Source organism: Kitasatospora sp. NBC_01287 (assembly GCF_026340565.1).
In the GTDB taxonomy this organism is placed as follows: Bacteria; Actinomycetota; Actinomycetes; order Streptomycetales; family Streptomycetaceae; genus Kitasatospora.
The window spans coordinates 3,982,627-4,003,835 of the sequence record NZ_JAPEPB010000001.1 but is presented as its reverse complement, the minus strand read 5'-3'; the positions used below and the strand labels follow the sequence as shown (position 1 = coordinate 4,003,835).

At 73.4% G+C, this 21,209-nt stretch carries 21 protein-coding genes and 1 tRNA gene; 13 read left to right on the top strand and 9 right to left on the bottom strand.

Going from position 1 to position 21,209, the window contains the following annotated elements:
• The first annotated feature begins 18 nt into the window (after window positions 1-18).
• Complete coding sequence (locus OG455_RS16875) at window positions 19-1,665, top strand: protease pro-enzyme activation domain-containing protein (RefSeq protein WP_266294503.1); 1,647 nt, start codon at window positions 19-21, stop codon at window positions 1,663-1,665.
• A gap of 117 nt (window positions 1,666-1,782) precedes the next feature.
• A complete protein-coding gene (locus tag OG455_RS16870; RefSeq protein ID WP_266294501.1) occupies window positions 1,783-2,049 on the top strand; it encodes a hypothetical protein in 267 nt (88 codons plus the stop codon).
• A 140-nt stretch (window positions 2,050-2,189) separates the two neighbouring features.
• Here the strand turns inward: OG455_RS16870 and mscL are convergent, their stop codons facing one another.
• The 5 genes from mscL to OG455_RS16845 form a co-directional block, all read right to left on the bottom strand.
• Window positions 2,190-2,657, bottom strand: coding sequence for a large conductance mechanosensitive channel protein MscL (mscL, locus tag OG455_RS16865; protein ID WP_266294499.1), 468 nt, complete (start codon window positions 2,655-2,657; stop codon window positions 2,190-2,192).
• A 60-nt stretch (window positions 2,658-2,717) separates the two neighbouring features.
• Window positions 2,718-3,092, bottom strand: a complete 375-nt coding sequence (locus OG455_RS16860; RefSeq protein ID WP_266294497.1) for a hypothetical protein — start codon at window positions 3,090-3,092, stop codon at window positions 2,718-2,720.
• A gap of 235 nt (window positions 3,093-3,327) precedes the next feature.
• The gene (locus OG455_RS16855; protein ID WP_266294495.1) at window positions 3,328-3,705 is read right to left on the bottom strand and encodes an FmdB family zinc ribbon protein; all 378 of its coding nucleotides are present in this window, start codon (window positions 3,703-3,705) and stop codon (window positions 3,328-3,330) included.
• A gap of 109 nt (window positions 3,706-3,814) precedes the next feature.
• The gene (locus tag OG455_RS16850) at window positions 3,815-5,113 is read right to left on the bottom strand and encodes an MFS transporter (RefSeq protein ID WP_266300837.1); all 1,299 of its coding nucleotides are present in this window, start codon (window positions 5,111-5,113) and stop codon (window positions 3,815-3,817) included.
• 401 nt (window positions 5,114-5,514) lie between these two features.
• Window positions 5,515-6,999, bottom strand: coding sequence for a potassium/proton antiporter (locus OG455_RS16845; protein WP_266294493.1), 1,485 nt, complete (start codon window positions 6,997-6,999; stop codon window positions 5,515-5,517).
• A 361-nt stretch (window positions 7,000-7,360) separates the two neighbouring features.
• On the opposite strand from OG455_RS16845, the gene OG455_RS16840 reads away from it, so the two are divergent.
• On the top strand, window positions 7,361-10,087 hold the full coding sequence (locus OG455_RS16840; protein WP_266294491.1) for a penicillin acylase family protein: 2,727 nt from the start codon (window positions 7,361-7,363) through the stop codon (window positions 10,085-10,087).
• Between the two features lie 71 nt (window positions 10,088-10,158).
• Here the strand turns inward: OG455_RS16840 and OG455_RS16835 are convergent, their stop codons facing one another.
• On the bottom strand, window positions 10,159-10,764 hold the full coding sequence (locus OG455_RS16835; protein ID WP_266294489.1) for a 5-formyltetrahydrofolate cyclo-ligase: 606 nt from the start codon (window positions 10,762-10,764) through the stop codon (window positions 10,159-10,161).
• A 76-nt stretch (window positions 10,765-10,840) separates the two neighbouring features.
• Between OG455_RS16835 and OG455_RS16830 the strand changes: the two genes are divergently transcribed.
• From OG455_RS16830 to OG455_RS16795, 8 genes are all read left to right on the top strand, one after another.
• Window positions 10,841-11,692: a GGDEF domain-containing protein gene (locus tag OG455_RS16830; RefSeq protein WP_266294487.1), complete on the top strand. Its 852-nt coding sequence runs from the start codon at window positions 10,841-10,843 to the stop codon at window positions 11,690-11,692.
• 55 nt (window positions 11,693-11,747) lie between these two features.
• The gene (galU, locus tag OG455_RS16825; RefSeq protein ID WP_266294486.1) at window positions 11,748-12,668 is read left to right on the top strand and encodes a UTP--glucose-1-phosphate uridylyltransferase GalU; all 921 of its coding nucleotides are present in this window, start codon (window positions 11,748-11,750) and stop codon (window positions 12,666-12,668) included.
• A 79-nt stretch (window positions 12,669-12,747) separates the two neighbouring features.
• Window positions 12,748-14,085 (top strand): gephyrin-like molybdotransferase Glp, encoded by a 1,338-nt coding sequence (glp, locus tag OG455_RS16820; RefSeq protein WP_266300836.1) that lies wholly within the window; start codon window positions 12,748-12,750, stop codon window positions 14,083-14,085.
• 247 nt (window positions 14,086-14,332) lie between these two features.
• Complete coding sequence (moaC, locus tag OG455_RS16815; RefSeq protein WP_266300835.1) at window positions 14,333-14,770, top strand: cyclic pyranopterin monophosphate synthase MoaC; 438 nt, start codon at window positions 14,333-14,335, stop codon at window positions 14,768-14,770.
• On the top strand, window positions 14,767-15,267 hold the full coding sequence (locus OG455_RS16810; RefSeq protein ID WP_266294485.1) for a molybdenum cofactor biosynthesis protein B: 501 nt from the start codon (window positions 14,767-14,769) through the stop codon (window positions 15,265-15,267). Before moaC ends, OG455_RS16810 begins: the two co-directional genes overlap by 4 nt.
• A gap of 14 nt (window positions 15,268-15,281) precedes the next feature.
• Window positions 15,282-15,866 (top strand): GNAT family N-acetyltransferase, encoded by a 585-nt coding sequence (locus OG455_RS16805; protein WP_266294483.1) that lies wholly within the window; start codon window positions 15,282-15,284, stop codon window positions 15,864-15,866.
• A 154-nt stretch (window positions 15,867-16,020) separates the two neighbouring features.
• Complete coding sequence (locus OG455_RS16800) at window positions 16,021-16,947, top strand: hypothetical protein (RefSeq protein WP_266294481.1); 927 nt, start codon at window positions 16,021-16,023, stop codon at window positions 16,945-16,947.
• Between the two features lie 68 nt (window positions 16,948-17,015).
• Window positions 17,016-17,089, top strand: a tRNA-Ala gene (locus OG455_RS16795).
• Window positions 17,090-17,191: 102 nt separating this feature from the next.
• Here the strand turns inward: OG455_RS16795 and OG455_RS16790 are convergent.
• Window positions 17,192-17,932, bottom strand: a complete 741-nt coding sequence (locus OG455_RS16790; RefSeq protein WP_266294479.1) for an SDR family NAD(P)-dependent oxidoreductase — start codon at window positions 17,930-17,932, stop codon at window positions 17,192-17,194.
• Between the two features lie 96 nt (window positions 17,933-18,028).
• Here OG455_RS16790 and OG455_RS16785 point away from each other — a divergent pair, with 96 nt between their 5' ends.
• Entirely contained in the window at window positions 18,029-18,412 is a 384-nt protein-coding gene (locus tag OG455_RS16785) for a MerR family transcriptional regulator (protein ID WP_266294477.1), read from the top strand.
• A gap of 168 nt (window positions 18,413-18,580) precedes the next feature.
• Here the strand turns inward: OG455_RS16785 and OG455_RS16780 are convergent, their stop codons facing one another.
• Window positions 18,581-19,672, bottom strand: a complete 1,092-nt coding sequence (locus OG455_RS16780) for a hypothetical protein (RefSeq protein ID WP_266294475.1) — start codon at window positions 19,670-19,672, stop codon at window positions 18,581-18,583.
• 107 nt (window positions 19,673-19,779) lie between these two features.
• Complete coding sequence (locus tag OG455_RS16775; RefSeq protein WP_266294473.1) at window positions 19,780-20,325, bottom strand: hypothetical protein; 546 nt, start codon at window positions 20,323-20,325, stop codon at window positions 19,780-19,782.
• Window positions 20,326-20,753: 428 nt separating this feature from the next.
• On the opposite strand from OG455_RS16775, the gene OG455_RS16770 reads away from it, so the two are divergent.
• A complete protein-coding gene (locus OG455_RS16770; RefSeq protein WP_266294470.1) occupies window positions 20,754-21,209 on the top strand; it encodes a hypothetical protein in 456 nt (151 codons plus the stop codon).

Here is a 21,209-nt window from a genome sequence, read left to right as displayed (position 1 = left end):
GTCCCAGGAGGACCTTCCGTGAAGTCCCGTATCAGGCCTGTCATCGGACTGCTCGCCGCCCCGCTGCCGATCATCGCGCTGGCCGCCACACCCGCGTTCGCCGCCCAGCCCGCCGCCCAGACCCCCGCCGCCCTGCGCGGGGACGTCGTGGCGGCCGTGAGCCACTCCATCCGGACCGGCGACGTCGCGGCCGACCAGCGGATATCCGTGGCGGTCAGCCTCACGCAGCGGGACACCGCGGGGCTGGACACCTTCCTCAACCGGGTCACCGACCCGAGCTCGCCGGACTACCAGCACTACCTGACGGTGGACCAGTTCGCCCAGCGCTACGGCGCCACCCAGGACACCGTCGCCAAGGTCTCCGCCTACCTGGCGGGCCAGGGGCTGCAGGTCGGCCAGGTGACCGCCAACCGGCTCACCATCGAGGCCAGCGGCACGGCCGCCCAGGTGCAGAAGGCCTTCGGGACCAGCCTGGCCAACTACCGGGACAACCAGGACGGGCGGACCTACTTCGCCAACACCGGCGCCCCGCAGCTGCCCGCCGACATCGCCTCCGTGGTGACCGATGTCTCCGGCCTGAACAGCTACGCGAAGTTCACCCACGACAGCGTCAAGAACACCTCCCCGGCCGCCTCCTCCAAGGCGCCGACGGGCCTGTCCCCGACCACCGCGCGGTCCGCCTACAACCTCACCTCCGCGATCAGCGCCGGTTACACCGGTAGCGGTGCGACGGTCGGCCTGCTGGAGTTCTCGGGCTTCAAGCAGAGCGACATCACCGCCTACGACAAGCAGTTCAGCCTCAAGCCCAGCACCCCGACCGTGGTCGCCGCCGGCGGCGGCACCACCGACCTGTCCGGCCAGGACGAGGTCGACCTGGACATCGAGGTCGTCCAGGCCCTGGCTCCCGGCGCGACGGTCAAGGTCTACGAGGCGCCGAACAGCGACGCGGGCGAGACCGCGATCTACGCCAAGCTCGTCAGCGACAACGTCCCGGTGATCTCGATCAGCTGGGGCACCGACGAGGCCGACGAGACCGCGAGCAACCGGGTGGCCGTCGACGCCGACCTCCAGGAGGCCGCCGCGCAGGGCCAGTCGGTGTACGCCGCCTCCGGTGACAGCGGCTCGGACGACGCCGGCAACGGCGGCACCTCGGTCGACTTCCCGGCGGCCGACCCGTACGTCACCGGCGCCGGCGGCACCACGCTGACCACCGGCTCGGGCGGTGCCTGGAGCAAGGAGACCGCCTGGTCCGGCAGCGGCGGCGGCGTCTCCTCGTACTTCAACACCCCGAGCTACCAGACGCCGGTCAACACCGGCACCTTCCGCACCGTCCCGGACGTCGCGGCGGTCGCCGACCCCTCCACCGGCTGGGCGATCTACACCGGCGGCTCCTGGAACGAGTACGGCGGCACCAGCGCGGCGGCGCCGAACTGGGCGGCCTTCACCGCGGTCTACAACAGCGAGGCCAAGGCCAAGGGCGCGGCCTCCTTCGGCTTCGCGAACAGCCGGATCTACACCCTGGCGACCTCCAGCTCCTACTCCTCGGCCTTCCACGACGCGAAGACCGGCAGCAACGGGGCCTACAAGGCCGGCACCGGCTACGACAAGGTGACGGGCTGGGGCTCCTACAACGGCGCCAACTTCCTGAAGGCCGAGCTCGGCTGAGAGTGAACCGAGCACGCACACCCGCAGCTGCCGGGTGGGCGCCAGGGGCCGGGCCGACGCCCGGCCCCTGGCGCCGTTCTACGCTGGACGGGAACGGACCACAGCGGAGGCAGCACGATGGCAGCACAGGACGAGCGCGACGAGCGCGACGAGCAGGGCGAGCAGGACGGCCGGAGCGAGCCGGGCCAGGAAGGCCGGCAGCCCGAGTCGGCGGCGGTCGGGCAGGAGCCGGGCCGGACGGCCCCGGCGCAGGCCGCCAAGCTCGTCTTCACCGACCCGCTGAGCCGGCAGACCGCGGACGACACCGACGCCGGCTGGGGCGAGTCCCAGGCCTCGCGCGGCCTGGACTGGTACCTGAGCCAGCGGCCCCCGCACCACGGCTAGCGGCGGGCGGGGACCGTCGGCCCGAACGGATCACTGGATCGGACTATCCGGGGGACGGGAACGGGGACGGCAAACGCAGAGACGGGGACGGGGACGGGGACAGTGAACGTAGGGGCGGGACAGAGAGCGGGGGACGGGGATCAGCGCTGGCGGACGAGCGCGTCCCGGATCTCGGTCAGCAGAGCGACCTCCTGGGCCTCGGCCTCGGCGGCCAGCTCGGCGACGGTCTTGCGGTGGGCCATGTACCGTGCGGCCGGCAGCACGATGAAGAAGTAGACCACCGCGGCCGTGATCAGGAACTGCAGGGCCGCGCTGAGCACGGATCCCCAGAGCAGCTGGATGCCGGAGGTCACCTCGCCGCTGGCGTTGACCACGCACGGGCCCTTGATGCAGGAGCTGTAGGAGTCGAGGTCCTTGGCGCCGAAGGCACCGACCAGCGGGTTGATGATGCCCTTGACGAATGCGTTGATGATGTTCGTGAACGCCGCGCCGATGACGACGGCGATCGCGAGATCGATGACATTGCCACGTAGCAGGAATTCCTTGAAGCCTTTCACGTCCCGTGAACGACAGGGACCTTGATCGGTAACGGGTGAATTGTCCGGCATTCGGGTGATATCGGCAGGGCGCTGCTCGCCGCTCCGTCGGCGCCGCCGCCGAGGCCGCCCTCAGCGCCCCGACGGGCAGCGCGCCACGGCCGGGGTGGGCGGTGACTGCGGGGTGGCCGGCACGACCGGTGCGGGCGGGCCGGGGCGCAGGGGGCAGGCGGTGATCGCCGCGGCGGCTGCCAGCAGGCCGGTGGCCAGCACGCCCGGTCGATGCCGCACAGCCTGCTGGAGCCGGTGCCGCCCGCTGCCGCCCCGCCGGATCGGACGGAACTCCGGGACCGCCCGCCGGGGCGGCAGCGGCGCCGCGCGGCGCGGCGGCGGATGCTGGGCGCGGTGGCGGCCACGGTGGCGGGCGCCGCCGATGAGCGGTCCGGGGGCGTCGGGCGCGGGTGTGGTCGTAGGGGCGGGAGCAGGCGCGGGCGCGGGCGTGGTCATGGGATCCACCTCTGGTTCGTGGGCCGACGGGCTGGCCGGACCAGCATCCGAGAAGAGCGCAAATGTGGATAACTTTTGCCCGTCCCGAGCGTCCCGACCGCCCGGAGCGCCCGCACCCACCGCCCACCGCCCACTCAGCGGCTCCACGCACGCCACTGCCCCCTGCCGGCGCCGATCGGGCGCCGCCAGGGGGCAGTGGTCGAAAGTCAGTGCGCCGGTCGAGCCGGCGCCCGGGTCAGCTCGCCGACGTCGAGGAGGACGAGGAGGAGCCGCTCGAACCCGAGGTGGAGCTCGACGCCGAGGAGGAGCCGCCCGACGAGCCGCCCGACGCCCCGGAGGACGAGGACGAGGCGGACGACGCGCCGGCCGAAGCGCCCGAGCCCGCGGCACCCGAGGTGGACGAGCCGGAACCGGCGCCCACGGAGCTGCTGGAGGAGGTGCGGCTGTCCGTCCGGTAGAAACCGGAGCCCTTGAACACCACGCCCACCGCCGAGAAGACCTTGCGCAGGCGCCCCTGGCAGTTCGGGCACACGGTCAGTGCCTCGTCGGTGAACTTCTGCACCGCCTCAAGGCCGTTGCCGCACTCGGTGCACTGGTACTGGTACGTGGGCACTTGTCTTCCTCCTGGCACTCTCGCCTGATGAGTGCTAACGACGGTCAATGATGCGGCATTCCGCTTGATCAGTCCAGCGCCGACCCGGGACGGCGGGTACCGCGTCGCCTCAGCGCTCGGACACCCCGACGAGCGAGGCCACCGCGCCGCCACTCCTGGCAACGGTACGGCCCCGGGTGCCGGGGGCCAGCAGAAGCCGCCGCAACGTGACCAGCGCCACCAGGCCGAGCCCCGCCCCGACCAGCGGCACCAGGAACCCGGTCCACGGCCCGTCGGCGTCGATCAGCTGCCCGGCGACGGTCGAGCCGACCGCCAGCCCGAGGCCGATCGCGCCGGTCAGCCAGGTGAACGCCTCGGTCTTGGCGCCGTCCGCGACCAGCGTCTCGACCAGCGTGTAGCCGGTGATCAGGGTCGGTGCGATGGCCAGGCCGCAGACCAGGCCGGCCACCGCCAGCGTGGTCAGGTTCGGCATCGCCCAGAGCGTCGAGCAGCCGAGCACCAGCAGGGCGTAGCTGCCGAGCATCCGCTGCTGGGCCGAGCGCCGCCAGGCGACGAGCCCGTACAGCACGCCCGCCAGCATCGAGCCGCCGGCGAAGATCCCGTAGACGATGCCGCTCAGCTCGCCCTGCCCGGCGGCCTCGGCGGTGGCGGTGACCGAGATCTGCATGCCGCCGAAGACGCTCCCGACGCCGAGGAAGGCGCCGGCCAGCAGGCGGACGCCCGGCGAGGCGAGCGCCGAGGCCCGTCGGGCGCCGGGCTCGGGCAGGTGACGGGCCGGCGCGGTGCGCCGCTGGGCGGCGAAGGCCAGCCCGCCGAAGAGGGTCAGCGCGGCCTCGACGACCAGCGCCGCCGCCGGGGCGACGGTGGTGGCGATCGTGCCGGCCAGCACCGGGCCGATGACGAAGGTGAACTCGTCGGTGACCGATTCGAAGGCGAAGGCGGTGTTGAGGTGGGCCGGCCGGTCGGCGACCTTGGCCACCCAGCGGGCCCGGACCATCGCGCCGATCTGCGGCACGGTGGCGCCGGCCGGCGTGGCGGCGAGGAAGAGCGTCCAGACCGGCGCGTGCCCCAGTGCCAGCGCGATCAGCGCGCCCACCGAGACGGCGTGCACCAGGACGCTGGGGACCAGCACGGCGGCCTGGCCGAAGCGGTCGGCCAGCCGGCCGGTCTGCGGCCCGACCAGGGCCTGGGCCACCGCGGCCACCGCGGCGACGGTGCCGGCGATGCCGTAGGAGCCGTTGGTGTCGCGGATCAGCAGCACGATGCCCAGGCTGAGCATGGCGTAGGGCAGGCGGGCGGCGAGGGCGGGGGCCAGGAAGGTCCACGCGCCGGGGGTGCGCAGCAGGGCGCCGTACCCGACCCGGGCGGGTGCCGCGGCCGGCTCCGCGACGCGGTCCTCCGCTCGCACGTCGAGCTGCTCGGTCCGTACTGCTCCGGGGTTGTCGACCGTTCGGCGGGCCGTCACGGTCGGTCCTTCCTGCTGCCTGGTAGCGCGGCCGGGGACGGGAAAGCCCCGACGGCGCCGAGAGTCGTCCTCTCGCGCGTCGACCGGGGTTGATACCGGGTCCGGCTGGCCGGTCGTGGAAGCGGGGGCCAGGAACTGCTCGCGGACCGCGGCCGCCGAGCGGTCGCGCCAACTCTGCTTCAGGCAGATGTTGCGGGTGTCTGTTGGATACCTCTGTGTCGGGTGCGCAGGGTGATGCGCTCCCCGCACCATCCTACGGGTCCGGTCACTTCATTGTCTACGCGCATAGAAACTCCCCCGGGAGCCCGACCCGGCCCACCTCGCCCCGGTCCACCTCGCCCCGGTCAGCTCCCCGCCAGCCACCCCGCGAGCTTGCCGCCCCGGTCCACCGCGCGCAGCCGCCGCTCGGTCGCCTCCTCGGCCGCCTCGGTGGTCACCACCAGCAGCTCGTCCAGCTCCCGCAGCACCGTGGCCCGGTCCGGCACGAAGCTGCTGCCCTCACGCACCACCAGGGTCACCGCGGCACCCCGCGGCAGCCGCAGCTCGCTCACCTCGACGCCAGACATCCGCGAGCCGCGCGCCAGCGAGACCGACAGCAGGTGGCCGTGCAGGCGCTCCAGCGGCGCCGACTCGATCCCCAGGTCCTGGCCGATCGCGCCCTCGGATATCCGCAGCCGCTTGGCCAGCCAGGGCAGCGTGGGGCCCTGCAGCAGGGTGAAGACGACCACCAGGACGAAGACGATGTTGAAGACGTCCTGGGCGTGCGGCACCCGGGCCACCAGCGGGATGGTGGCCAGCACGATGGGCACCGCGCCGCGCAGCCCGGCCCAGCTGAGCAGCGCCTGCTCCCGCCAGGGCAGCCTGAACGGGGTGAGGGTCAGCACCACCGAGAGCGGCCGGGCGACCAGCACCAGCACCAGGCCGATCACCAGCGCCGGGAGCACCGCCGAGCCCATCGTGGCGGGCGTGCAGAGCAGCCCGAGCAGCACGAACATGCCGATCTGGCCGATCCAGGCCAGTCCGTCCGCGAAGCCGCGCACCGCCGGCCCGTGCGGCAGCTTGGCGTTGCCGAGCAGCACCGCGCAGACGTAGACCGCCAGGAACCCGGAGCCGTGCAGCAGCGCGCCCGCGGCGTAGGCGAGCGAGGTCAGCGCGAGGACGGCGATCGGGTACAGGCCGCTGGAGGGCAGCGCCACCTGCCGCAGGGCGTAGGCGCCGAGCTTGCCGACCGCCAGGCCCACCGCCGTGCCGATCGCCAGCTCGGCGAGGATCGTGCCGACCAGCAGGTACCAGGAGTCGAACGGCCCGGTGGTGGCGAAGGCGACCACCAGGATGACCACCGGCGCGTCGTTGAACCCGGACTCCGCCTCCAGCAGGCCGCTCAGCCGGGCCGGCAGCGGCACCGTGCGCAGCACCGAGAAGACCGCGGCCGCGTCGGTGGAGGAGACGATCGCGCCGAGCAGCAGCGACATCCGCCAGTCCAGGCCGACCAGCCAGTGCGCCCCGGCGGCGGTCGCGAAGACGCTGACCCCCACACCGACGGTGGCCAGCACGGTGGCGGCCGGCATCACGGGTCTGATCTCGCGCCAGCTGGTCTTGAGCCCGCCCTCGGCCAGGATCACCACCAGGGCCGCGTAGCCGAGCACCTGGGTCAGCTCGGCGTTGTTGAAGGTGACGCCCAGTCCGTTCTGGCCGATCACCACCCCGATCCCGAGGTAGAGCAGCAGGCTGGGCAGGCCTGAGCGGGTCGAGAGCCGCACCGCGACCACCGCGACGAGCAGGACGACGGAGGATTCGAGCAGGAGTCTGTTCAGGTGGTCAACGGTCACGCAGGGGCACCTCGGGGTCGGGGGCGGCCTTCAGAGGTCGGCCGGCGGCACGGGAGGGGTCACTGTGGTGGCACGAATGGCCTCGAACTGCCTGGTGGGCGCGCCGAGACGGCGGGGTCGGACGATCGCCGGAGTGTGATCACCGGATGGATCGTTAACCAGTCTAACATTTTGCCTGATCTTTGACGTCGGGGTGCCTCGGAGGGCGCGCCGACCCCTTAACCGGGGCCCGGTAGGGTCCCTGTGGTTCCCCGTGGGTGTCCCCCGTGCGTTCGTGCCACCTGAGTCGTCCTAATGTGGTGAGCGGTCACGGCCGCCCAGCTCTTGTGACGTTGCCCCGCTCCCTGCCGCTAGGACCGAGATGCCCCGCTCGCCCCGCTCGAAGAAGTTCCGGCGCGCCCGTCTGATCGTGCTCGTGCTCGTCATGCTCCTGGTGGCCGGCACCGGCGCCGGCGGGTGGTACGCGGTGCACACCGTGCAGGCGTCCTTCCCGCAGGTGAGCGGCACCATCAAGGTCCCGGGCCTGGGGTCGTCGGTGGACGTGGAGCGGGACGCCAACGGGATCCCGCAGGTCTACGCCAACACGCCCGACGACCTGTTCAAGGCACAGGGCTACGTCCAGGCCCAGGACCGGTTCTGGGAGATGGACGTGCGCCGGCACATCACCGCGGGCCGCCTCTCCGAGATGTTCGGCTCCTCGCAGGTGAACACCGACGCCTTCGTGCGCACCATGGGCTGGCGCCAGGTCGCCCAGCAGGAGTACGACACCCAGCTCAGCCCGGACACCAAGCGGTACCTGCAGGCCTACTCGGACGGGGTCAACGCCTGGCTCGCCCAGCACCCCGGCGGCGCCGGCGCCTCACTGGAGTACGCGCTGCTCGGCACCGTCAACAGCGCCTACAAGCCCGAGGCCTGGACCCCGGTGGACTCGGTGGCCTGGCTCAAGGCGATGGCCTGGAACCTCTCCGGGAACCTCCAGGAGGAGATCGACCGCTCGCTGCTGAGCCAGACCTTCACCCCGGACCAGATCGCGCAGCTCTACCCGGACTACCCGTACTCCCGCAACGGCACCATCGTGCAGACCGGCACGGTGGACCCGGGCGGCAGCTACCAGCCGCCGGCCGGCGGCTCGGACGGCTCCGGCACCCAGCAGAGCGCCGCCGTCACCCAGGGCCTGCTGCAGAACGTCTCGGACCAGATGACCGGCATGCCGCAGCTGCTCGGCCCGCAGGGCCAGGGCATCGGCTCCAACTCCTGGGTGGTCTCCGGCGCGGACACCACCACCGGCAAGCCGCTGATGGCCAACGACCCGCACCTGGGCCCCAGCCTGCCCAACACCTGGTACCAGATGGGCCTGCACTGCCGCAGCGTCAGCGCGAGCTGCCCGTTCGACGTCACCGGCTTCACCTTCGCCGGGATGCCGGGCGTGGTGATCGGCCACAACCAGGCCGTCTCCTGGGGCCTGACCAACATGGGCGCCGACGTGACCGACCTCTACCTGGAGAAGGTCACCGGCCCCAACACCTACCTGTACAACGGGCAGGACGCCAAGTTCGCCACCCGCCAGGAGACCATCAAGGTGGCCGGCGGCCCGGACCGGGTGATCACGGTGCGCAGCACCCAGGACGGCATGCCGCTGATCTCGGACCAGAGCACCGAGCAGCAGCAGGTCGGCACCTACGCGCCGGTCGGCAACGCCGCGCCCGACCGCGGCACCACCGGGTACGGGGTGGCGCTGAAGTGGACCGCGCTCACCCCGGGCAAGACCATGGACGCGGTCTTCGAGCTCGACCGGGCGACGAACTGGACCCAGTTCCGCGCCGCGGCCGCCGACTTCGCCGTCCCCGCGCAGAACCTGATCTACGCCGACACCGCGGGCAACATCGGCTACCAGGCCCCGGGCGTGATCCCGATCCGCGGCTCCGGTGACGGCGGCTACCCGGCCCCCGGCTGGGACCCCGCCTACCGCTGGCAGGGCACCATCCCGTTCAAGTCCCTGCCGTACTCGTTCAACCCCTCGGCCGGCTACATCGTCACCGCCAACCAGGCCGTGGTCGACCCGAGCTACAAGTACCTGCTCACCACGGACTGGGAGTACGGCACCCGGGCCAAGGAGATCACCGACGACATCAACGCCAAGCTGGCGGGCGGCGGCAAGATCTCGCCGGACGACATGCAGTCGATGCAGCTGGACAACACCAGCGTGATGGCCAAGACGCTGGTCCCGCTGCTGCTCAAGGAGCAGATCAGCGACCCGTACGTGCGCCAGGCCCAGGACCTGCTGAAGGACTGGAACTACAACCAGGACGCCGACTCGGCCGCCGCCGCCTACTACAACGGCGTCTGGCGCCAACTGCTGATCCTGGCCTTCGGGCAGAAGTTCCCGGCCTCGATCCGGGCCCAGGGCGACTGCCTGCTGGTCCAGCAGAAGGTCGACCCGAACCAGCCGGCCGGCACCGTGGGCGGCGAGACCAAGGTGGTCACCCAGTGCGGCACCCGCAGCCCCAGCCAGGCGCAGCCGGACGGCGGTGACCGCTGGATGGAGGTGGTCCGCCAGCAGTTGGCCAACCCCAACAGCCAGTGGTGGAGCTACATCGACTCCAACCACCAGCAGCAGCACGGCCTGGACAACCTGCTGAAGCAGGCGATGAAGGACGCGCGCCAGGACCTCACGGCCCACCTCGGCAAGGACATCTCCACCTGGAGCTGGGGTCGGCTGCACCAGCTGAACCTGAAGAACCAGACGCTGGGGGTCGACAACTCCTCGATCGCCTCCGGCGTGGTGCACCGGCTGCTCAACCGCGGCCCGTTCAACCTCGGCGGCGGTTCGGCGGCGGTGGACGCGGCGGGCTGGACGGCGGCCGAGGGCTACGACGTGGACTGGATCCCGTCGATGCGGATGGTGGTCGACCTCAGTGACTTCGACGCCTCCCGGTGGATCAACGTGGGTGGTGAGTCGGGGCACGCGTTCAGTCCGAACTACGACGACCAGACCTCGCTCTGGTCCCAGGGCAAGCTGCTGACCTGGGCCTATTCCAGCGGCGCGGTGAACAGCGCGACCAAGAACCGGCTGACCTTGACCCCCTGACCCCCTGACCGCCTGACCGCCTGACTCCTTGACCTCTTGACCCCTTGGGCGCGGGTCCGCCGGCCAGGCGGTCAGCGGCCCGGGAGAGCAGGAAAGCGGTGCACGCCCGCCGGGGTGACGGCGGCGTGCACCGCTCTGTCGTGCGGCTCGGCGGGCAGCAGGTCCAGCAGCTCGGCGTCGTAGAGCAGGGTGGCCAGCAGCGGTTCGGCGCCGAGCCGGGCCAGCCGGGCCAGCACCCGGTCGTAGGAGCCGCCGCCGCGCCCCAGTCGCAGCCCGCGCCGGTCCACCGCCAGCCCCGGCAGCAGCACCAGCGCCGCCGCCCCGACCGCGTCCGGGCCCAGCGGCGGCGCCGTGGGCTCCAGCAGGCCCCGGCCGGCCGGGGAGAGCCGCTCCCGGCCCTGGTAGGGCGCCCAGTCGAGGTCGTTGTCCGCCAGCAGCAGCGGCAGCAGCACCGTCACCCCCCGTTCGCGCAGCAGCTCCAGCAGCGGTCCGGTGCCCGGCTCGGCGCCGACCGAGACGTAGGCGGCCACCGCGGCGCCCGGCGGGACCAGCGGCAGCGCCCGCTCGGCCAGCGCGAGCGCCGCCGCTGCCCGCCGTTCGGGGGACAGGGCGCGCCGCCCGGCCAGCAGCTGTGACCTCAGGGCGGCCTTGTCGTTGTACAAGGGATCGTCGGTCATGGCCGCTCCTCGCTTCCGGGTGGTCAGCCGATCTTCTCCCACCCGTCCCGTCCGCCCGTCCCCGGCAGGGAGTCCGATGCCCACTGAGCTCCTGGTGCAGGCGTCCGCCCTGCTCAGCGCACCGCTGGCCGGGCTCGGCGCGCTGCTCGCGGTGCGCCTGCGCCGCGCGGCCACGGCGGCGGCCGGGCGCGAGGACGGGCTGCGCGCCCGGCTCGCCGAGCTGGAGCGGCGCTGCGCGGAGCTGACCGAGCACGCGGCGCGCGATCCGCTCACCGGCGTCGCCAACCTGGACCAGCTCAGGCGCACCCTGGAGCGCGAGGTGGAGCGCTGCCGCCGCAGGCCGGCCGCGCAGCCCGTGGCCGAGCTGGCCGTGGTGCTGCTGGAGGTCGAGGGCTTCGAGGCGGTCACCGCCGCGCAGGGGCGGGGCCGGGCCCAGGCGATCCTGCGTGACCTGGCGCAGCGGCTCGGCCTGGAGGTGCGCTGCACGGACACCCTGGGCCGGTACGGCGGTACCGAGTTCCTGGTGGTGCTGCCGGAGACCGGTGCGGCGGGTGCGGCCAAGGTCGCCGAGCGGCTCTGCTGGACGGTGCGCCGCCACCGGCTGCTCGACTGGTCCGGCGTGCCCTGGGCCGCCGAACCGGCCCCGGGCGGCGGCAACGGCCTGCGCGCCACCGCCGGGATCGCGGTGCTGCCGGCCGACGGCACCCACCCGGTGCCGCTGCTGCGCGCCGCCGACCGCGCGCTGGTCGCCGCGAAACGGGGGCGGCCCGAACGCGCCGAGCGTGCCGAGCGCCCTGAGCAGGTCCACACCCGGACAAGGGGTGCGGAAAGGCACGGTAATCTGTCGCCCTGTGCCGGTCCGGGCCCCATCGCCCGTGCCGCCCGTCCTGTCGCTGCCGTGCCCGGTGCCGACGAGGTCCATGCCTAGCCAAACGACCTCGCCACCGGTCAGGGCGGTCATCCTGCCTGAGTAAGGTCACCGCATGACGACGACGAATCCCCGCCTGCCCGTCACCAAGGCCGTCGTGCCTGCCGCTGGTCTCGGCACGCGCTTTCTGCCGGCCACCAAGGCCACGCCCAAGGAGATGCTGCCCGTCGTCGACAAGCCGGCGATCCAGTACGTGGTGGAGGAGGCGGCCGCGGCCGGCCTCTCCGACATACTGATGGTCACCGGCCGCAACAAGCGCGCCCTTGAGGACCACTTCGACCGCGCCTACGAGCTGGAGGAGCTGCTCTCCCGCAAGGGCGACGCGGACAAGCTGGCCCGGGTGCAGGAGTCGGTCTCGCTGGCCAACATGCACTACGTCCGCCAGGGCGACCCCAGGGGTCTGGGCCACGCGGTGCTGGTGGCCGAGCAGCACGTGGCGGGCCAGCCGTTCGCCGTCCTGCTCGGTGACGACCTGATCGACCCGCGCGACCCGCTGCTCGCCCGCATGATCGAGGTCCAGCAGGAGCTGGGCGGCTCGGTGGTGGCGCTGATGGAGGTCGACCCGTCGCAGATCCACCTCTACGGCTGCGCGGCCGTCAAGGCCAACGGCTTCGGCCCGGACGTCTTCCACGTCTCCGACCTGGTCGAGAAGCCGGAGCCGGCCGACGCCCCGTCGAACTACGCGGTCATCGGCCGCTACGTGCTCGACCCGGCCGTCTTCGAGGTGCTGAAGAAGACCGAGCCCGGCCGCGGCGGCGAGATCCAGCTGACCGACGCGCTGCGCACGCTGGCCATGCTCACCCCGGAGGAGGGCGGCCAGGTCCACGGTGTGCTCTTCGAGGGCCGCCGCTACGACACCGGCGACCGTGCCGACTACCTGCGCTCGATCGTCCGGCTCGCCAGCGAGCGCGCCGACCTGGGCCCGGAGTTCCGCAGCTGGCTGCGCGAGTTCGTGGCCGGAGAGATGCAGGACTGACGCGGGAGCGGGCCAGGAGTTGACGGAGCCCCGTGGCCGACCGGGCCGCGGGGCCGACGAGCGGGAGGCGACAGCGGCGATGACCGAGCAGAGCGGTACCACTGCGGACGCGTGCGGGACCGAGGCCGTGGGAGATCGCCACTGGACCGTCGACGAGCACCTGGCCGACGTGCTGGCGGGCGTCGCCCCGCTGCCCGCGATCGAGCTGCAACTGCTCGACGCCCAGGGCTGCCGGCTGGCCGAGGACGTGGTCGCGGCCGGCGACCTGCCGCCCTTCGACAACAGCTCGATGGACGGCTACGCCGTGCGCACCGCGGACACCGTCGGCGCCACCACCCGCTACCCGTCGGTGCTCACCGTGGTCGGCGAGATCGCGGCCGGCGCGGGCGAGCTGCCCAGGGTCGGGCCCGGCCAGGCGGTCCGGATCATGACCGGCGCTCCGGTGCCCCCCGGTGCCGAGGCGGTCGCCCCGGTCGAGTGGACCGACGGCGGCAGCGGGACGGGGCAGGCCGCCGACGCCATGGCGCCGCCCGTGGCCGGCGAGGAGGTGCGGGTCCTGCGGGACGTCGCCGAAGGCGCGCACATCCGCCGCCGGGGCAGCGACATCCGGGCCGGCGAGACGGTGCTGACCGCCGGCGCCCGGCTCGGCCCCACCCAGCTGGGCCTGCTGGCCGCGATCGGCCGCGGCACGGTGCGGGTGCGCCCGCGCCCGCGGGTGGTGGTGCTCTCCACCGGCAGCGAGCTGGTGCAGCCGGGCGAGCCGGTGGGCCCCGGGCAGATCTCCGACTCCAACAGCTTCACCCTGACCGCCGCCGCCCAGCAGGCCGGCGCGATCGCCTACCGGGTCGGCGGCGTGCCGGACGACACGGCGGTGCTGCGCGGCGTGCTGGAGGACCAGCTCGGCCGGGCCGACCTGATCGTCACCAGCGGCGGGGTCAGCGTCGGCGCCTACGACGTGGTCAAGGAGGCCCTTCAATCGAGTGCGGGGGGCGCCGACCACGCCGGGGTGGACTTCCGCAAGCTCAAGATGCAGCCCGGCAAGCCGCAGGGCTTCGGCCGGATCGGCGAGGGCGCCGAGGGAATCCCGCTGTTCGCGCTGCCGGGCAATCCGGTGAGCGCCTACATCTCCTTCGAGCTCTTCGTCCGCCCGGTGATCCGCACCATGCTGGGTGCCGCGGACGTGCACCGCCCGCGGACCCGCGCGCGCTGCACCGGTGCGGTGCGCTCGCCGGCCGGGCGGCGCCAGTTCCTGCGCGGCTGGTACACGGCCGAGGACGGCACCGTGGCGCCGGTCGGCGGCGAGGGCTCGCACCTGGTCGGGGCGCTGGCCCGGGCGAACTGCCTGATCGTGGTCCCCGAGGAGACCGTGGCGGTGGCGGCTGACGAGTACGTCGACGTGGTGCTGCTGACGGACTGACCGGGCTGACCGGGCTGTTGGCCGAGCGATGGGCCGGGCGGTACGGCCGGCGCCCCGAGCGGTGGCGCTGGGGTGTGGCGCTGGGCTCTTCGGACGAGCGCCACCGTCCCGCTGACGGACCGGCGGCGGGACGGTGGCGGCGGAGCGGTACGGTAGCGCGGTATTCACCCCGTCCTGCTGGAGTACTGACGTGACCACACCCCCCGGCGACCGCCTGACGCACGTGGACGAGACGGGCGCCGCCCGCATGGTCGACGTCTCCGAGAAGGCGGCCACGGTCCGCACCGCGGTGGCGGCCGGCCGGGTCCGGGTCGCGCCCCGGGTGATCGAGCTGCTGCGCGGCGAGGGCGTGCCCAAGGGCGACGCGCTGGCCGTCGCCCGGATCGCCGGGATCATGGGCGCGAAGAGGACCCCCGAGCTGATCCCGCTCTGCCACCCGATCGCGATCTCCGGGGTCACGGTGGACCTCGAAGTGACCGACGAGGCCGTGGAGATCACCGCCACCGTGCGTACCGCCGACCGCACCGGCGTCGAGATGGAGGCCCTGACCGCCGTCGCGGTGGCCGGGCTGACCGTGATCGACATGGTCAAGGCGGTCGACAAGGCCGCCGCGATCGAGGACGTCCGGGTGCTCACCAAGACCGGCGGCAAGAGCGGCGACTGGGTCCGCGGTGAGGCCTCGTGAGGGCGCTCGCGGTCACGGTCTCCAACCGCGCCTCGGCGGGGGTCTACCAGGACAAGGGCGGCCCGCTGCTGGTCGAGGGGCTGCGCCGGATGGGCTTCGCGGTGGACGGCCCGACCGTGGTGCCCGACGGCGAGCCGGTGCTGCTGGCGCTGCGCGCGGCGGTGGCCGCCGGCTACGACGTGGTGCTGACCACCGGGGGCACCGGCATCTCGCCGATGGACCTCACCCCCGAGATGACCGCCCAGGTGATCGATCGTCAGATCCCGGGCATCGCGGAGGCGATCCGCGCCCACGGTCGGGAGAAGGTGCCCACCTCGGCGCTCTCCCGCGGCCTGGCGGGCCTCGCCGGGCGCACCCTGGTCGTCAACCTGCCGGGTTCCACCGGAGGTGTGCGGGACGGCCTCGCGGTGCTGGAGCCGCTGCTGGCGCACGCCGTCGACCAGCTGGCCGGCGGCGACCACCCCCGTCCGCCGGTGGAGCCCGGAGGAGTGAGCTGAGCGCGGGTTGGCCGGTGGAGCTGCGGGCGGGTGACATCGCGCTGCGCCCGATCCGGCTGCGCGACCAGCGCGCCTGGCAGGAGGCGAGCCGGCGCAACCGCGACTGGCTGCGGCGCTGGGAGGCCACCGTGCCCCCGGTACCGCTGGGCCGGACGGCCGGGCCGCGGCCGACCTACCGTCAGATGGTGCGCTACCTGCGGCGTGAGGCGTCGGCCGGGCGGATGCTGCCCTTCGTGGTGGTCTACCGGGGCGAGCTGGTCGGACAGCTGACGGTGGGGGGGATCACCTGGGGATCGATGTGCTCGGCGAACATCGGCTACTGGGTCGACGAGGCGGTGGCCGGGCGCGGCATCATGCCCACCGCCGTCGCGCTCGGGGTGGACCACTGCTTCCAGGCGCTCGGCCTGCACCGGGTCGAGGTCTGCATCCGGCCCGAGAACCGGCCCAGCCGCCGGGTGGTGGAGAAGCTGGACTTCCGCTCGGAGGGGCTGCGCCCGCGCTACCTGCACATCGACGGGGACTGGCGCGACCACCTGGTCTACGCGCTGACGGCCGAAGAGGTCCCGGAAGGGCTGCTGGAACGTTGGCGTCAGAGGTAATTGAATAAGTGTTCGAAATTGATATCGATATGGCATCGCCGCCCCGGCAAGCGGTGACAAATTCCGGCAAAATAGTCAGAGAATCAGCTTGGCGGTGCGACACGCCGCGCCAAATTGCTGCCCGCCCTTACCCAACGCCCGTACGGTGTGAAACGTGAGCAGTAGCGGCCTCATCTACGCGGTCATCGTAGGGGCCTGGGCTGCCTATCTGGTGCCCATGTGGCTCCGCAGGCAGGACGAGCTCAACGAAGCGCGCCCGACCGAACGTTTCAGCACCGCCATCCGCCTGCTCGCCGGGCGGTCGGCGATGGAGCGTCGGGCGTCCCGGGCCCTTGGCGACGACCCCACCACGACCTCCGACGGCACCCCTGACGCCGAGTCGGCCGACACCCCGTCAGCCGCTCCGTCCGCGGTGCCCCATGCCGGGCCGAGCGCGGCCGGGCCCTGCGCCGTGCCCGCGGCCGGGCCGACCACCGAGAAGCGGGCGCGGCTGCTGGCCCGCCGCCGCCGGATGGTCACCGTGCTCTTCCTGGCCTTCGCCCTCGGCGCCATCGTGGCGGCCGTGGCGGGCGTCGCCTTCCTCTGGGCGCCCGCGCTGCCGGCCCTGCTGCTGACCCTCTACATCGGCCACCTGCGCCGCCTGGAGCGCCAGCGGTTCGAGGTGAAGCTGGACCGGGTCCGGGCCGCCCAGGCCGCCCAGCGGGTCCGCGAGCGCGAGCAGTCCCGGTCGGCTCCCACCCTCACGGTGGCGGCCGCGCCCGAGCCCGCCGGGCCGCCGCTCGCCACCGCCCCGCCCGAGCCGCAGACGGCCCGGCAGGCGCTGGTCGAGGTCACCGACCACCAGGAGTGGGTGGACGGCCTGCGCGAGCGCGCCGCCGCCGGCCCCGACTCCTGGGAGCCCGTCCCCGTCCCGCTCCCCACCTACGTCACCGCCCCGGTCGCCCCCCGCGTCACCCGCGGCCTCGACCTCGCCGCCCCCGGCACCTGGAGCTCCGGCCGCCCCGCCGAGCCCCCGCACACCCCGCTCTTCGACCAGTACGAGACCCCGCCCCCGGCCCGCCCCCGCGCCGCCGGCGAGTAGCCCACCCCGTCCCACCAGCGGGGGCGGTCACGAGCCCCCGCCAGAAGGTGCTAGAGTTTCTTCTCGTTGGGGCTGTGGCGCAGTCCGGTAGCGCACCTCGTTCGCATCGAGGGGGTCAGGGGTTCGAATCCCCTCAGCTCCACCCAACGCAGAGGCCCGACCGGTGAAAACCGGTCGGGCCTCTGGTCGTACGTGCGGCAGTGAAGTGCGTGACCGCCGGGGCGGACGCGGTCCTCACCCGCCGTCAGACGGTGTAGCCGCCGTCGACGGCGAGGGTGGTGCCGGTGACGTAGCGGCCGCCGGGGCCGGCCAGGTAGGCCACCGCGGCGGCGATGTCCTCGGCCTGGCCGTAGTGGCCCAGGGCGGTGAGGGAGCGCTGGAACTCGGCGCTCTCGCCGTCGGCCGGGTTCATGTCGGTGTCGATCGGGCCCGGGTCCACGATGGTGGCGGTGATCCCGAGCGGTCCCAGTTCCCGGGCGAGTCCCTTGGTCAGTCCGATGAGCGCGGACTTGGCCATCGCCTGCAGGACGAAGTTCGCGCCGGGGACGCGTCCGTTGAAGCAGGAGCCGATGCTGATGATCCGCCCGCCGTCGCCCATCTGCCGGGCGGCGGCCTGGGCGGCCAGGAAGACCGACCGGACGTCCACGGCGAGCACCCGGTCCAGCTCGGTGGTGGTCACCCCCGCCAGCGGGCCGTAGGTGAGGAAGCCCGCGTTGTTCACCAGGATGTCGATGCGGCCCAGCTCCCGCACCGTCTCCTCCACCGCCCGCGCCGCGGCTTCCGGTTCGGTCAGGTCGGCCTGGATCACCGCGGCCCGGCCGCCGGCCGCTTCGATCTCCTTCGCCACCGCGCGGGCCTGGTACGCGCCCTGGACGTAGGTCAGCGCGATCGCCGCGCCCTCGGTGGCCAGCCGCTTCGCGATCGCCGCGCCGATCCCGCGGCCGCCGCCGGTCACCAGTGCCACCTTGCCGGTCAGATCACTCATCGCTGCCTCCTGGGTGAGAGCGGCGTGTTCGCCGTACCGGCATGGTAGAAGTTGACATTGATGTCAGATTCAAGGCGACGTCGTGCGAGGTGGGGAATGCGGATCGGTGAACTGGCCCGGCGCAGCGGGGTGAGCGAACGCTCCCTGCGCTACTACGAGGCACAGGGACTGCTGCGGTCGGAGCGAACTCCCGGCGGCCACCGGGAGTTCGGGGAGTGGGCGGTCGACCGCGTCGTCCGCATCCAGACGCTCTACGCCGCGGGCCTGCACAGCGCGAAGATCGCTCAGCTGCTGCCCTGCATGAGGGACGTGGACGGCGGCCCGAACGAGGCCACCACCCCGGTGCTGGCCGACGAACTGGCGGCGGAGCGCGATCGCATCGACCGCATGATCACCGAATTGGTCCGCTCCCGCGATGTCCTCGACGAGGTGATCGGCACGGCGTCAGCCGCGCCCGTGGGCCCGGGCGGGGCCCGGTAGCCGCGCGGCGGGGCGCGGGCGCCGCGGAGTCGGACGCCTGCGATCGGCTGGACGGCGGAGCGAACACCGGCCGGACAGCCGCACGAACAGGGGGCCCGGGATGGCCACGGTGACGGACGATGAAATCCGAGGGGGTCGCGCGCCGTTCGCCGGCGCCGCCCGGGCGCCTTACGGGCGGTAGGCGGGCAGGCCCGGGGTGGTGACGGTGAGCTTGGGCGCGCCCTGGCCGTTGGCCGGCACGGTGGCGACGCCGTCCGGGGTGCGCACGGCGATGGTCTTGCTGTCCGGCGACCAGGCGGGCTCGGTGTAGTCGGTGGTGGCGTTCGGGGTCAGGTCCTTGGGCGTGGCCCCCTGGGACTGCAGGCTCAGGACGAAGAGGTGGTCGTGGCCGTTGGCGGACGAGACGAAGGCCACCGCGGACTCGTCGGGGGCGAGCGCCGGCTCGGAGCCCACGGTGAGCACACCGCCCTGCTGGCGCGTGTACTCGTCGCGGATGTAGACGTGGCCGTCGGCGCCGTTCGCGTACACCGCGGTGCCGTGCGGGCCGGCCACGTCGGGCCAGAGGTTGCCCGTCTGCGGCAGCGTGGTCGGCGGGTCGGTCAGTTCGGCGTTCAGGCTCAGGGTGGTCGGGGTCGCGTCGGTGGCGGTGGCCGACACCTCGGCCAGGTGCGTGGTGCCGGCCTGGTCGACGGTGAAGAAGAGGTTGTTCCGGACCGGCAGGCCGATGCCGGGGTCCGCCGCGCTCTGCTGCCAGGTGGGGTGGGACCAGGTCTGACCGCCCGGGTTCTTGGCGACCACCCGCTGGGCGCTGCCGTCCGGCTTGGAGACCACCAGGTCGCCGGCGCTGTTGACGAAGGCGGCCTGGTCGCCGCTGGAGGACCAGGCCAGGTCACGGACCTGGGTGTGGAAGTCGACGGAGGTGCCGTTCATCAGCACCTCCGAGGTGCCGTCGCTGACGGTGAGCGGGGAGTTGGCGGTGCCGCGTCCGGCGGTGCCCGGCGCGCCGCTCGCGGGCGGGCTGCTCTTCGCGGCGGCCGGAGTACCGGCGGGGGCGGTCGGCTTGCCGCTGGGCTTTCCGGGAGCGGCGGGCGCGGTGGGTGCGGTGGAGCGGGGCGCCGCCGCTGTCGGCGAGCCGGCGGTGGAGCCGGTGGCGCCGACCTCGTCGGGCCCGCAGGCCGAGATGAGCAGGACGACGCCCGCTGACAGCGCCGCGGCGAGCGCGACGGTGGTGGCAGGGCGGCGGCGGTGGCGAGCGGACATCGGAATTCCCCCGGATCGTGCTGCTGGTGGCGTGCGACCAGGATGGCAACGCGAGGTCCGGGAAGCGTCGAGCGGCGGTCACGGCCGTGCAACAGCGTGACGGTCCGTCAGAGTCGCAGTCGGGCGGCCCGCAAGGCCGCGTGCTCCAGCAGTCGGTGGACGTCCGACTGCCGGGTGGTCGGCCGGTCGTTGTACTGGTCGGGCGAGCTGACCGGGCGTCCGGTCGAGTGCAGCACCTCCATCAGCTGCGCCCGGGCGGTCCGCACCGTGGCGGCGGTGCCGTAGCCGTGGCCCAGCACGGCGGCCTGGGCGCCGAGCAGGCAGACCCGCCCCGCCGGGTCCCACATCGCACCCTGCAGCCAGCCGTACTGGGTGAGGTAGCGCGAGGTGAGCCGCAGGTGCTCGGCGGCGCTGACCGGCAGCGGGCGGGCCGCCCGGCGGGCCAGCCGGTCGCGCAGGGTGCGCCGGGGCGGCAGGTGCTCGGCGTTCCACGGCTGGAGTACCTGGCCGTGCGGGCAGATCATCGGACAGATGTACGGGGCGGGTCGGCGGGCCGGGGCGGGCAGCGAAGCGAGGTAGGCCTCGATCTCGGCCACCAGGCCGGAGGCGCCCGGGTCGACGAGCAGGGGTCGGGACGGCAGGGTCAGGCGCACAGCGGGCTCCCTCTGTCCAGAATGTCTGGCTTTGCCCCCTTGTCATGGATAACCGGAGCGAGGCCGCCTGGCGCGGAGGGGGAGGTCGAGGGCGTGCGTGTGTCGCGGTGCGCCGCGTCCGTGGCATCCGGCCGGCCGGACCCTTAGGGGTCGACCCCGCCGGACGGCCGGGTGTCGGGGCGCCGGCGTCAGCCTGGAGGCGGAGGCGACTGAGCCTGCGGGTGGACGGGTGCGGTCCGCCTGCGGAGCGACGCGCCGGGGCCGCCCGACCGGAAGGATGGAAGCAAGCGGGCCGACCCCGCCCCGCAGGGCCGCCGCCCGCGGCGCCGCGGCGTCCGCAAGACCACCGCCCCGCAAGACCACCGCCCCGCACGACTCCACCTCGCACGACTCCACCTCGCACGACTCAGCCCGGAAGGGACAAGCCCATGCCGCCCAGGACCGGTACCGTCGCCGCTGTCACCGTGACCGTCCTCGGCCTCGGCGTGCTCGGCGCCACCTTCGCCCCGATGGCCGGCGACCTGCTGGCGAGCCAGCACATCGAGGAGTCCAGCTACACCTCCGGCGCACAGGCGAAGACGGCGCGGGCCTCGGTGCCGCGCTGGCTGCCGGACAACGCGACGGCGGTCCGCTACAAGCTGTCGACCAAGGACGGTGACCGCCTGCTCCGCGCCCACCTGCCGGGTGGCACCCTGCCGGTCGGGTGCACCACGGGTGGCGGGCCGCAGACGGGCACCGTCAAGCTCAGCGCCACCTGGTTCCCTGCCGGTCGGGCGGCGGCGGTGCAGCCCACCGCGAGCTGCGGCGGCTACCGGGTCGTGCTGGACGGCGAGCAGCTCTACGCCTGGCAGGACGGCGCTGACCTGATCGCGGCGGCCCGCTAG